Origin of the sequence: Natronomonas sp. EA1 (assembly GCF_051195035.1) — an archaeon.
Classification (GTDB): Archaea; Halobacteriota; Halobacteria; order Halobacteriales; family Haloarculaceae; genus JBNTJV01.
In genome coordinates, this window is record NZ_JBNTJV010000001.1 from 150758 (window position 1) to 163337 (window position 12580).

The 12580-nt window shown below is 66.0% G+C and carries 9 protein-coding genes; 7 read left to right on the plus strand and 2 right to left on the minus strand.

Going from position 1 to position 12580, the window contains the following annotated elements:
- Positions 1-455: 455 nt before the first annotated feature.
- Positions 456-1262, plus strand: a complete 807-nt coding sequence (locus ACQUQR_RS00880; RefSeq protein ID WP_435194001.1) for a succinylglutamate desuccinylase — start codon at positions 456-458, stop codon at positions 1260-1262.
- Between the two features lie 19 nt (positions 1263-1281).
- On the opposite strand, the gene ACQUQR_RS00885 is transcribed toward ACQUQR_RS00880, so the two are convergent.
- Both ACQUQR_RS00885 and ACQUQR_RS00890 read right to left on the minus strand, forming a co-directional pair.
- Complete coding sequence (locus tag ACQUQR_RS00885) at positions 1282-1731, minus strand: UPF0179 family protein (RefSeq protein WP_435194002.1); 450 nt, start codon at positions 1729-1731, stop codon at positions 1282-1284.
- A gap of 85 nt (positions 1732-1816) precedes the next feature.
- Positions 1817-2197: a DUF5820 family protein gene (locus ACQUQR_RS00890; protein ID WP_435194003.1), complete on the minus strand. Its 381-nt coding sequence runs from the start codon at positions 2195-2197 to the stop codon at positions 1817-1819.
- A 474-nt stretch (positions 2198-2671) separates the two neighbouring features.
- On the opposite strand from ACQUQR_RS00890, the gene ACQUQR_RS00895 reads away from it, so the two are divergent.
- Genes ACQUQR_RS00895 through ACQUQR_RS00920 form a run of 6 tightly spaced genes read left to right on the plus strand, consistent with a single transcriptional unit; the run spans position 2672 to position 12531 of the window.
- Positions 2672-4741 (plus strand): PrkA family serine protein kinase, encoded by a 2070-nt coding sequence (locus tag ACQUQR_RS00895; protein ID WP_435194004.1) that lies wholly within the window; start codon positions 2672-2674, stop codon positions 4739-4741.
- Entirely contained in the window at positions 4738-7014 is a 2277-nt protein-coding gene (locus tag ACQUQR_RS00900; protein ID WP_435194006.1) for a PrkA family serine protein kinase, read from the plus strand. Before ACQUQR_RS00895 ends, ACQUQR_RS00900 begins: the two co-directional genes overlap by 4 nt.
- A complete protein-coding gene (locus ACQUQR_RS00905) occupies positions 7005-8321 on the plus strand; it encodes a YeaH/YhbH family protein (RefSeq protein WP_435194007.1) in 1317 nt (438 codons plus the stop codon). Before ACQUQR_RS00900 ends, ACQUQR_RS00905 begins: the two co-directional genes overlap by 10 nt.
- Positions 8318-11485, plus strand: coding sequence for a SpoVR family protein (locus ACQUQR_RS00910; protein ID WP_435194008.1), 3168 nt, complete (start codon positions 8318-8320; stop codon positions 11483-11485). Before ACQUQR_RS00905 ends, ACQUQR_RS00910 begins: the two co-directional genes overlap by 4 nt.
- A gap of 38 nt (positions 11486-11523) precedes the next feature.
- On the plus strand, positions 11524-12066 hold the full coding sequence (locus tag ACQUQR_RS00915) for a DUF7344 domain-containing protein (RefSeq protein ID WP_435194010.1): 543 nt from the start codon (positions 11524-11526) through the stop codon (positions 12064-12066).
- A 42-nt stretch (positions 12067-12108) separates the two neighbouring features.
- A complete protein-coding gene (locus tag ACQUQR_RS00920; protein WP_435194012.1) occupies positions 12109-12531 on the plus strand; it encodes a DoxX family protein in 423 nt (140 codons plus the stop codon).
- Positions 12532-12580: the final 49 nt, after the last annotated feature.

Below are 12580 nucleotides of genomic sequence, written 5' to 3' on the forward strand. Positions count from 1 at the left end.
GTGGTACGGTCCTGGCGGAATCGCAAAGGGCGAGGGCGGTCGCGTGGCGTGACGACGCAAGCATCGCAGCGAAGCGAGGAGCGCAGCGAGTCAGGACACGCGAGCGGCCGAGGGCTTTGCAGGTGTTCGCGGTCCGGCTACCGAATCAGGTGGGGGATTTGCAGGTGATGTAGTTCCTGAAATCGAATCAAGTGGGGGCTTTGCAGGTGTTCGCGGTCCGGATACAGACTCAGGTGATGGCTTTGCAGGTGTTCGCGGTCCGGATACCGAATCAAGTGGGGGCTTTGCAGGTGTTCGCGGTCCGGCTACCGAATCAGGTGGGGGCTTTGCAGGTGATGTAGTTCCTGAAATCGAATCAAGTGGGGGCTTTGCAGGTGTGCTCGACGGAGACACGACCCCGAGAGAAAAATCAAAAAGCGCGTCCCTTTAGACCCTACACCCACTACGAAAATCAGATGCGTGTCGAACAGGTGGGAGACGGTGAGCCCGAACTCGCGATAATCGGTGGTATCCACGGCGACGAGCCGTGCGGTCCGCACGCCGTGGAGGCACTCCTGGAGATGGGCCTCGAGGTCGAGAAGCCGGTCAAGCTCGTCATCGCGAACGAGGAGGCGCTCGCGGCCGGGACGCGCTATCTCGACGAGGACCTGAACCGGGCGTTCCCGGGCGACGAGGACGCCGACACCCACGAGGGGCGGCTCGCCCACGCCGTCGCTCGCGAGCTCCGCGGGTGTACGGTGCTCTCGCTGCATTCGACGCAGTCGTACGCGAAGCCGTTCGCGCTCGTGGATGCGGTCTCGGGGGCGGACCGGAGTCTCGTTCCGTACCTCTCGGTGGACGCGCTCGTGGAGACGGCGCACTTCTCGAAGGGGCGGCTCATCGAGATCGTGGACGTGATCGAGGTGGAGTGTGGGCTCCAGGGCTCCGCCGGCGCGAAGGAGAACGCCGTGGAGCTGTGTCTGGAGTTCCTGCGGGCGACGGGGGCGCTCCCCGGTCGCCCCGAGCCGACCGAGGTGCCGGTGTTCCGGCTCGCGAGAAAGATCGCGAAGCCCGTGCCGGCGGAGTACGAGGTGTTCGTCGAGAACTTCGAGCGCGTCGCGGCGGGTGAGCGGTTCGCCGTCGCGGACGACGAGGCGTTCGCGGCCGAGGAGCCGTTCTACCCCATCCTCCTCTCCGCGTACGGCTACGAGGACGTCTTCGGCTACGCGGCCGACCTCGCGGGGCAGCTCACCCACGAGGCGTACGTTCCGACCGAGGCCTGAGGCCCCCTTCGTCGTCGCGCTACTCCTCGGGTGGTGTGAACTCCACGAGCGTGAGGTCGCGTTCGAGCATGCAGTAGTCGTGGGGTGGCTCCCCGACGACCTCCGCGATGCGGTACTCCTCGTCGAACTCGGCGCCGGCGGGCTCACAGAACTCGTGGCTCGGGCAGTCGGTGTACGGGCAGGGGCCGGCCAGCTGCGCGCGGGAGCCGGCGTACGCGCCCTTCGAGGGGACGTTCGCGCGGACCGGGGCGGGTTCGACCTCGACGGCCTGGACGCCGGCGTCGTGGACGGCACAGTCGAGCGTCTGGGTGTTCTCCCGGACCTCGGTGATGCGGTATTTCCGCCCTTCTTCGAGGTTGAGACACTGCCCCCGGTAGGGGCAGCCCTCGCAGGCGGGGGACTCCCCGCCGTAGGTGAACTCCACGCCGGGTTCGGCGAGACGGGTCCCGATGAGCGTGACTTTGGACATGGGGTGGATAGGGCGAGCCGCCCGTTAAGCGTGGCGGGGCCACGGCTCGCGTCAGTCCACGACCCGCGTCATCCCGTGAGCCGTGTCAGTCCGCCCGCCCCGTCAGCTCGTCGAGTTTCTCGAAGTAGCGCTCGCGGGGGACCTGATACAGCCCGCGGTAGTCCACGTCCCCCTCGGTGAACGCCCGGGCGATGGCCCGCGCGCCGTCGAGCGCCGCCTCCCGGGAGTCGAACGACTGCTCGGTGTCGTTCACGTCGGGTTCCAGAAAGAGCGTGACGTACCAGGGCGTCTCGGGGTCGGGGGTCAGCTCCGCGCCGGGGCGCCGGGAGCGCCGGCCCTGCGTGAGGTAGATGGTGGGGAGACAGGGGGCGGGGAACTCGCTGCCGTTGAACACGTCGGGGCGGTAGACGAGGACGATCTTGTGTGCGCCCTCGTTCCACACCTGCCAGCCCGTCGGGAGGTCCATACCCGGGATTCAGCCGCGGGCCGTATGAGCGCGACGGTCTGTGCCGTCGCGCCGTGCCCCCGACTCCGGCCTCGCGCGCGAGCCATCGGAATCGAATTTCTGGCCCGGTCGTGTCCTCACCGGTGATAACTCCGTCGCCGAACCTCCCCGAACGTGGACACGAAACGACGGACGGACGGGGGAATTCGGCGCGATTTGGCGGAAGTGTTATGGTAGCGTGGCACACACCTACAATACAGTATCGGTACGGCTCGATACGGACTTCCCCCATCGCTCCCCTCCGCTGTGCCCGTCGGTCGAAGTGTGTCGTCGACGCGCTGGGGGATGCCGCCCTGCCATGCAGCACGACGCACCGTCCCGACGGGGACTCGCTCGGTTGCCCCTGCCCAGTGACGGGTCCATTCGCGCCGGCCGAACTACGGCCGTCGGCCCCCCGGCCTCCGGCCCGAGACGCGACGGCGTCTCCGTGATAGAATGACCGAAATGGAAACACTCGAAGCACTCAGTCAGGAGTACAGACGCTCGATACCCGACGACCTGCGGGAGTCCCGCTCGTTCGGCTGGTATCTCGAGGAGCTGTACGACGACCCGAAAATCGCCCGCAACGCCCACCAGCGCGTCGCCGACATGTTCGACTTCTACGGCACGCGCTACGACGAGGACGAGGGGATCGTGGAGTATCTCCTCGCGAGCGAGGACCCCCTCGGTGACGGGGAGAACACCTTCTACGGGCGGAACATCCACGAGTCCATCCACGAGTTCGTCAACAAGGTGAAATCCGGGGCTCGCGGGCTGGGCCCCGAGAAACGCATCAAGCTCCTGCTTGGTCCCGTCGGCTCCGGGAAATCGGACTTCGACCGCCAGTGCAGGCGCTACTTCGAGGACTACTCGGCCCGCGAGGAGGGGCGGATGTACACCTTCCGGTGGACGAACCTCTGTGACATCCTCCACGACCAGGACCCCTCCGACGACAGCGTCCGGTCGCAGATGAACCAGGACCCGCTCGTCCTGCTCCCGCTCGAACAGCGCGAGCGCGTCATCGACGACCTGAACGAGGTGTTGGAGGCTCCGTACACCATCCGGAACGAACAGAGCCTCGACCCCGCCTCGGAGTTCTACATGGACCGCCTGCTCGAACACTACGACGACGACCTGAAAGCCGTCTTAGAGAACCACATCGAGGTCATCCGGCTCATCGCGAGCGAGAATCGGAGACTGTGTATCGAGACGTTCGAGCCGAAGGACAAGAAGAACCAGGACGAGACCGAACTCACCGGCGACGTCAACTACTCGAAGATCGCCATCTACGGCGAGTCGGACCCCCGAGCCTTCGACTACTCCGGCGCGTTCTGTAACGCGAACAGGGGCATCTTCTCCGGTGAGGAGCTGCTCAAACTCCAGCGGGAGTTCCTCTACGACTTCCTGCACGCGACCCAGGAGCAGACGATCAAACCCAAGAACAATCCCAGAATCGACATCGACCAGGTCATCGTCGGCCGGACGAACATGCCCGAGTACCGGGACAAGAAGGGCGACGAGAAGATGGAGGCGTTCAACGACCGAACGAAACGCATCGACTTCCCGTACGTCCTCCAGTACGGCGAGGAGGCGAAGATCTACCGGAAGATGCTGAAGAACGCCGACGTGCCCGACATCCACGTCGAGCCCCACACGCTGGAGATGGCGGGGCTGTTCGGCGTCCTCACGCGCATCACCGAACCCGATGGAGGAACCGTCAACGTCGTCCAGAAGGCGAAGGCGTACAACGGCGAGATCGACGAACTCGACGACGTGGACGTGAAGAAGCTCCGCGAGGAGGCCGAGGGCGTCGCCGACATCGGTGAGGGGATGGACGGCGTCTCCCCGCGGTTCATCGGCGACGAGATCGCCGAAGCCATCATGGACTCGATGCACCGCGGCAGAGCGTTCCTCTCGCCGCTCACGACGTTCAACCACTTAGAGGAGAACCTCGAAAATCACGGCTCCATCCCGGACGAACGGTTCGAGGACTACTACCGCTTCCTCGAGATGGTCCGTGAGGAGTACCGGGAACGCGCCATCGAGGACGTGCGTCACGCGCTCGCGTACGACGTGGAGGAGATCCAGCGGCAGGGCGAGAAGTACATGGACCACGTGATGGCGTACATCGACGACGACACGGTGATGGACGAGATCACGGGTCGCGAACAGGAGCCCGACGAGAAGTTCCTGCGGGCCGTCGAGGACAAACTGGAGATCCCCGAAGACCGAAAAGACGACTTCCGGCAGGAGGTGAGCAATTGGGTCTCGCGACGTGCGCGCGAGGGCACCTCGTTCAATCCGCAGGACAACGACCGGCTGCGCCGCGCCCTCGAACGAAAGCTCTGGGAGGACAAGAAACACAACATCAACTTCTCGGCGTTGGTGTCGTCGGGAGAGAGCGACGACGCGGACCGCAGCGCGTGGGTCGACGCCCTGATGGAACAGGGGTACTCCCGGGAAGGCGCAAAGGAGGTGCTCGAGTTCGCCGGCGCCGAGGTGGCGAAGACCGAAATGGAGGAATGAGCCCCGACTACATCCACGAGGCGGACGAGGAACTGCGGGAGACGTACGAGCCGCCGATGAGCCTCCAGGCGTACGTCGACGCGGTGTTCGAACGGCCCACGCTGGCGAGCCACGCCTCGAAATATCTCCTCGAAGCCATCGAGGCTGCGGGCACCCGCGAGGTCGTCGAACAGGGCGAGACGAAGCGGCGCTACCGCTTCTTCGACGACCCGTACAACGACGGTGAGCACGCCATCCTCGGCAACACGGACGTGCTGAACGACTTCGTCGACGACCTCAGAGCCATCGCCGCCCGCCGGGGGAAAGAGGAGAAGATCATCTGGCTCGACGGCCCCACCGCGACCGGGAAATCCGAACTCAAACGGTGTCTCATCAACGGGCTCCGCGAGTACTCGAAGACCCCGGACGGGCGACGCTACACCGTCGAGTGGAACGTCGCGGGCGCGGAGAACGCGACGCGTGGGCTCTCCTACGGTGAGACCACCCCCGAGAGCGAGGACGACTGGTACGAGTCGCCCGTGCAGGCACACCCGTTGCAGGTGTTCCCCGAGCCGGTGCGCCGGGGGCTGCTTCGCGATTTGAACGCCGAACTCGACGACCACGTCCCGGTCCGGGTGGAGGGGCGACTCGACCCCTTCTCGCGCGAGGCGTACGACTACCTCGAAGAGCAGTACCGCCGGCGCGGGAGGGCGGACCTGTTCTCCGCGGTGACCGCCCCGAAACACCTCCGGGTGAAGAACTACGTCGTCGACGTGGGCCACGGGATCGGCGTCCTCCACAGCGAGGACGACGGCTCGCCGAAGGAGCGACTCGTCGGCTCGTGGATGCCCGGGATGCTCCGGGAGCTCGGCTCTCGGGGACGCAAGAACCCCCAGGCGTTCTCCTACGACGGCGTGCTCTCGCAGGGGAACGGCCTGCTCACCATCGTCGAGGACGCGGCCCAGCACGCCGACCTGCTCCAGAAACTGCTGAACGTCCCCGACGAGGGGCACGTAAAACTCGACAAGGGCATCGGGATGGACATCGACACGCAGATGATCATCATCTCGAACCCCGATCTGGAGGCGCGGCTGGACCAGCACGCGGAGATGGAGGGGTCGGACCCGCTGAAAGCGCTCAAACGACGACTGAACAAACACGAGTTCCGCTACCTGACGAACCTCTCGCTGGAGACGGAGCTCATCAACCGCGAGGTGACGAACGACACGAGCGTCTGGGAGGCCGAGGATTACGAGACGCTGGAGGCGCGCATCCGGGCACCCGTCCGCATCCACGTTCGCGGGCACGCGGGCGAGGTCCACGAGCGCGAACTCGCGCCCCACGCGATGGAGGCCGCGGCGATGTACGCCGTCGTCTCCCGGCTCGACGAGGAGGACCTCCCCCCGGGGCTCGACCTCACGGACAAGGCCGTCGTCTTCGACAGGGGGTATCTCCAGCAGGGGGACGACCGCCGGGATATGGATGACCTGGGGTTCTCCTCGACCGCGAACGACGGGCGGGCGGGGATTCCGGTCACCTTCACCCGCGACATCATCGCCGACCTGCTCCACGAGCGGACGGACCGCCACCACCCCAGCCTCCCCGTCGAGGACGTCATCATGCCGCGTGACGTGCTGAACGCGATGGTCGAGGGGCTGCGTGAGGCCCCGGTGTTCTCCACCGCCGAGCAGATGGAGTACGAGAACCGGCTCGTCCAGGTGAAGAGCTACGTCTTCGACGCCCAGGAGCGGGACGTGCTCGACGCCGTGCTCGCCGACAAGCGCGTGGACAGAGAGACCGTCGAGGAGTACATCGAGCACGTCTACGCGTGGGTCGAGGGCGAGCAGATCGAGAACGACCGCGGCGAGCTGGAGGAGCCGGACCCGCTGAAGCTGAAGGTGTTCGAGACGGAGCATCTCGGGCGGTTCCGCGACGCCGACTACGAGGGGACGGAGCCGAACGACGACGTGCGGGCGTTCCGCGCGGAGAAGATCGTCACCGCGTTGAACCGCCACGCGTGGAAACACCGCGACGAGGAGTTCCGCGTCGCCGACGTGGACGTGAAGGAGATCCCCATCATCAAGACGGTGCTGGGAAGCTACAGCTGGGAGGACGTCCGCCGCACCTTCGAGGACTTCACGCCGAGCCAGTGGGCCGACCCGCCGGCCGGCACCGAGACGGCCGCGGTGAAAGAACGCACCATCGAGGCGCTCGTCGACCGGGGGTACAGCGAGGCCTCCGCGGAGCTGACGAGCCGCCACGTCATGAGCCAGGTGAGCTACCGATGGGACTGAGAGACGACGTAGACCGGTTCCGGGAGGTCGGCGAGAAGCGACGGCAGGACCTCTCCGAGTTCATCCAGTACGGCGATCTGGGCCAGTCGCTTCCGGATAAGGTGAAGATCCCCATCAAGATCGTCGACCTCCCCGCCTTCGAGTACGACCGCCTCGACAGGGGTGGCGTCGGGCAGGGACAGGGCGGCACCCCGCAGCCCGGCGACCCGGTCGGCCAGCCACAGCCCGGGCAGGGCGACGGTGACGGCGAGGACGGGGAGCCGGGCGAGGAGGGCGCCGACCACGAGTACTACGAGATGGACCCCGAGGAGTTCGCGGCCGAACTCGACGAGACGCTCGGGCTCGACCTCGAACCGAAGGGGAAGTCCGTCGTCGAGGAGAAGGAGGGCGACTACACCGACATCACCCGCGTGGGGCCGGCCTCCACGCTCGACTTCGAGCGCCTCTTTAAATCCGGCCTGAAGCGGAAGCTCGCGATGGACTTCGACGAGAACTACGTCCGCGAGGCGCTCAAGGTCGACGGCTGGGGGCCGAAGAAGGTGTTCGAGTGGGCCCGTGCGCGCCACATGCCCGTCTCGCGGGCGTGGATCGACGACGCCTACGACGACATCCCGCGCGACGAGCTCGGCACGTGGGCGTCCATCGAGGAGATGGAGGCGAACGTCGAGGAGGAGTCGACGGCGACCCGCCTGCGCCGCGAGGGGCTGAAGGAGGTCCCCTTCCGCCGGGAGGACGAACGGTTCCGCTACCCGGAGATCGTCGAGGAGCGCGAGACGAACGTCGTCGTCGTCAACATCCGCGACGTGTCGGGGTCGATGCGCGAGAAGAAGCGCGAACTCGTCGAGCGCGTCTTCACGCCGCTCGACTGGTATCTCGTCGGGAAGTACGACCGCGCGGAGTTCGTCTACATCGCCCACGACGCCGAGGCGTGGGAGGTCGAACGCCCGGAGTTCTTCGGCATCCGGTCGGGCGGTGGCACCCGCATCTCCAGCGCGTACGACCTCGCGAAGGAGCTCTTAGAAGAGCGGTATCCATGGTCGGACTGGAACCGCTACGTGTTCGCCGCGGGCGACTCCGAGAACTCCTCGAACGACACCACCGAGCGGGTGATTCCCCTCATGGAGTCCATCCCGGCGAACCTCCACGCGTACGTGGAGACCCAGCCATCGGGCAACGCCATCAACGCCACCCACGCGGAGGAGGTAGCGGAGTACTTCGGCGATGACAGCAACGTCGTCGTCACGTTCGTCCAGAGTCAGGACGACGTGGTCGACGCCATCTACGACATCCTCTCGCACGAATCATGAACGACATCATCGCGAAACGACGCATCGCCAAGGGACTGGAGGAACCGGTCCGCGAGGCCAACAACCTCGCCCGGAAGCTCGGGCTCGACCCCTACCCGGTGAAGTACTGGATCATCGACTACGACGAGATGAACGAGCTCATCGCCTACGGTGGGTTCCAGCGCCGCTACCCCCACTGGCGCTGGGGGATGCAGTACGACCGCCAGCGCAAGCAGGGGCAGTTCCTCGGCGGGAAGGCGTTCGAGATCGTCAACAACGACAACCCTTCACATGCGTTCCTCCAGGAGTCGAACACGCTCGCCGACCAGAAGGCCGTCATCACCCACGTCGAGGCCCACGCCGACTTCTTCAAGAACAACGAGTGGTTCCGGCTGTTCGGCGACACCCCCGACGCCGCGGCGATGCTCGCCCGCCACGCCGAGTCCATCCGGGAGATCATGGAGGACCCGGAGGTCTCCCGCGAGGACGTCGAGGCGTTCATCGACGACGTGCTCTGTCTGGAGGACAACATCGACCAGCACCGACCCTACGAGCCCGCCGAGGAGTGGACGGAGACGGTGCGGGAGCTGGAGGACATCGGCGACCGACTGGAACAGCTGGGGTTCTCCGAGGAGGTTCGCAGGGAGGTGTTCGACGAGGAGTGGCTCGACTCGATGCGCGAAAGCGAGACGCCGAAGCGGTTCCCCGCGAAACCGCAGAAGGACGTGCTCGCGTTCCTCTACGCGCACGGGAAGCAGTACGACGAGGAGTCCGGGAAGGCGGTGGAGTACGAGGACTGGCAGCGGGCCGTCCTCGATATGCTCCGGAAGGAGGCGTACTACTTCGCCCCGCAGAAGATGACGAAGGTGATGAACGAGGGGTGGGCCTGTGTCGCCCCCGATACCCTCGTGTTCACCACCGAGGGCCTCATTCCGATGCGAGACGTCGTCGACTCGCACGTGACCGTCTCGGACGGGGACGCTCCGCGAACGGTCTACGACGCGAACGTCATCCCAGACCACGAGACGGTGACCGTGACGACCCGGCGTGGGCTCGAACTCACCGGCTCGAACAACCATCGGATTCGGCGACCCGACGGGTCCTGGGTCCGCCTGGACGAGCTGACGGAGGGCGACGAGATCGAGGTCCGGGGCGGGAACGATCTCTGGCCGGAACGGTACGTCCCGGTCGAGTGGACGCCTCCCGAGCAGGTGACACTCGAAGCGGTCGCCGACGAGGCAGGTGTCTCGGTCTGGACCGTGCTCAGATACCGCAAGACCGGCCGGGCGAGGAAGGCGGCCGCTATCGAGACCGCACTCGCCGACTACGAGGAGGAGGACCAACGGCTCGCCCAGCGGAACGACATCGTCGTCCCCGACGAAGTGACTGAGTCGTTCGGACGGTTCCTCGGGCTGCTAATCGGCGACGGCCACGTCCCATCGAACTCCCGCCATGTCGGTTTCACCACTGGCGTTCGGGAACACGCCGCGGAGTTCGCCGGACTCCTCAGCGAACTGTTCGGCATCGAGGCGACGGTCGACGAACAGGGCTCACGCTACCGCGTCTACGCGTACTCCGAGCATCTCCGTGACCTCCTCGTCGAGGCGTTCGGCCTCCCGACGGGCGTGGCAGCGGCGCGAAAACGGGTTCCGGACCGGATTCTTCGGTCGCCGCGCTCCGTCGTCGCGGCGTTCCTCCAGGGCCTGTTCGATGCCGACGGATACGCGGGGTCGCACGGAGCGATCCTGCGTACGAAGAGCGACGAGCTGAGTCGGCAGGTCCAGTTGCTGTTGTTGAACTTCGGCGTTCTCAGCCGTCGCCGCCGGCAGTCGGACGGCTGTTATCACGTTCACCTGACGGGGAAGTCGGCCGAGCGGTTCGCGAGCGAGGTCGGATTCGGCTACGGCGAGAAGGCCGAGCGGCTGTCCACCTACCTCGATGACCTGGCATGGTTCGAAGCGGAGTCGTGGACCGACGAAATCACGGATATCGAAACCGGGACCGGCGACGTGTACGACATCTCCGTGAGGGAGACGCACCGCTACGCTGCTGCCGGCGTCGTCAACCACAACTCCTACTGGGAGTCGATGATGATGGGCGAGGAGCGGTTCGCGGGGGAAGACGAGTTCATCTCCTACGCCGACCACCAGGCCCGCGTCCTCGGCTCGCCCGGCCTGAACCCCTACAAGCTCGGGAAGGAGCTGTGGGAGTACGTCGAGAACACGACGAACAGACGGGAGGTGATCGAACATCTCCTGCGCGTGGAGGGCGTGACGTGGCGGAACCTCAAGGACAACGTCGACCTCCGCGACGTGGTCGAGATGCTGGAGCCCGAGCCGTGGCTCGTCGATATCGTGGGCCACCTCGACGAGCTGGACCCGCTCGACCCCCGCGTCGATTCGGAGGGGCTCTCCGCGGCGAAGGCCGGGGAGTTCGATGTCGAGCAGTACCCGTGGAAGGTGCTCACCTACGAGGGACTCGTGGAACGCCACTACTCGCTCGTCAAGCGCCAGTACCGGGGGTTCCTCACCCGTGTCTCCAGAAGCGAACTCGAACAGACCGCCCGCTATCTGTTCGACACCGACCGCTATTCGACGGTGGAGGAGGCCGTCGCCGCGGTGAACAAGGACGCCGGCTGGGCCCGGATGCGTGAGATCCGCGAGAGCCACAACGACGTGACCTTCCTCGACGAGTTCCTCACGCCCGAGTTCGTCACGGACAACCACTACTTCGCGTACGAGTACGCCCACACGACGCGGGACTTCCGCGTCACCTCGACGGAGGCCGAGGACGTGAAGAAGAAGCTCATGCTCCAGTTCACGAACTTCGGGAAACCCACGGTCACGGTGTACGACGGGAACTACGAGAACCGCAACGAGCTCCTCCTGGCCCACCACTACAACGGCGTGATGCTGGACATCGAGCAGGCGCGTGACGTGCTCGAACGCGCCTTCGAGCTGTGGGGTCGGCCGGTGAATCTCAAGACCATCGTGAAGGAGGTCGACCAGCACGACGTGGAGATCGCGCGTCGTCGCGACAAGGAGCCGACCCCCGAGGAGAAGGGGAAGCTCCTGCGGTACGACGGCGAGGAGTTCTCCGTCAGCGACCTGAAGTGGAGCGAGGTGGAGGACATCGCGGCGACGGATATCGATTACGACACGAAGCCGGACGACTGGCTGGCGTGAGGTGAACACTTATTCCACGCCCCACCATGTCCCCAACCGTGTCGACCGAGCGTGCCGTCCCCGCAGACGACCTCGACCAGGGCGACATCCACGACGTCCTCCGGAACGACCGTCGTCGCCTCACGATCACGGCCTTGCAGGAGACCGACGACGGACAGCTGGCCGTTCGGGAGCTCTCCGAGCGGGTCGCCACCCTCGAGACCGGCGAGGACCCGCCGCCACGGAACAAACGCCAGTCGGTGTACGTCTCCTTACACCAGACGCATCTGCCGAAGCTCCACAAGCTCGGGATCGTCGAGTACGACTCGGATCAGAAGCTGGTCACGCTGAAGGAGAAGGTGCGGCAGGTGGAGGTGTACATGGAGGTCGTCCCCCGCTACGGGCTCTCGTGGGGAGAGTACTACTTCGCGTTGGGGCTGCTCGGCATGCTCACGACGCTCGCCGTCCTCGTCGGCGTCCCCGGCGTGTCGGCGCTCGAGCCCACCGTCGTCGCGAGCGGCTTCTTCACGCTCGTCATGCTCTCGTCGGCCTACCACGTCTACGTCCAGCAGGACCGCGTGCTGTTCCAGCGGTTCCGCTGACACCGCCCAGACTTATTGGCGACTGTGCCGTTATCCTCGAGCATGGGTGACAGTTCCGCCGAGTCCGCCGAGTCCGCCGAGTCCGCCGAGCCAGCCGAATCGACCAGCCCCGCCCCGCTCGGGCGCGTCCTCCTCGGCCTCGGCCTGTCGATGCAGGCCGCGGAGGACTTCCGTGACATGGAAGACAGTATCGAGTACGCCGAGTCGGCCGGGGTGCCGATGCCGGAGGTCCTCGCCCCGTTCGCCTCGGGGATGCTCCTCGTGAGTGGTATCGCGCTCGCGCTGTGGCGCCTCCCGCGGGTCGCCACGGGGGCGGCCGTGACGTTCCTCGCGGTGGTGACGCCGACGATGCACGACTTCTGGAACGCCGACGAGGACGACGCGAGCGGCGAGCGCCTCGCCTTCTTCGGCAACGTCGCGATGCTCGGCGGTGCGCTGGCGTTCCTCCGCGAGGCGTACCGCTGAACCGCCGCCCCTCGACCCGCCGAACCGGGTCGGTTTTCCGCTTTCCACA

Excerpts from the sequence above, each read along its gene's own strand:
- ACQUQR_RS00880 (WP_435194001.1), top strand. The coding sequence starts at position 456 with ATGCGTGTCGAACAGGTGGGAGACGGTGAGCCCGAACTCGCGATAATC.
- ACQUQR_RS00885 (WP_435194002.1), bottom strand. The coding sequence starts at position 1,731 with ATGTCCAAAGTCACGCTCATCGGGACCCGTCTCGCCGAACCCGGCGTG.
- ACQUQR_RS00890 (WP_435194003.1), bottom strand. The coding sequence starts at position 2,197 with ATGGACCTCCCGACGGGCTGGCAGGTGTGGAACGAGGGCGCACACAAG.
- ACQUQR_RS00895 (WP_435194004.1), top strand. The coding sequence starts at position 2,672 with ATGACCGAAATGGAAACACTCGAAGCACTCAGTCAGGAGTACAGACGC.
- ACQUQR_RS00900 (WP_435194006.1), top strand. The coding sequence starts at position 4,738 with ATGAGCCCCGACTACATCCACGAGGCGGACGAGGAACTGCGGGAGACG.
- ACQUQR_RS00905 (WP_435194007.1), top strand. The coding sequence starts at position 7,005 with ATGGGACTGAGAGACGACGTAGACCGGTTCCGGGAGGTCGGCGAGAAG.
- ACQUQR_RS00910 (WP_435194008.1), top strand. The coding sequence starts at position 8,318 with ATGAACGACATCATCGCGAAACGACGCATCGCCAAGGGACTGGAGGAA.
- ACQUQR_RS00920 (WP_435194012.1), top strand. The coding sequence starts at position 12,109 with ATGGGTGACAGTTCCGCCGAGTCCGCCGAGTCCGCCGAGTCCGCCGAG.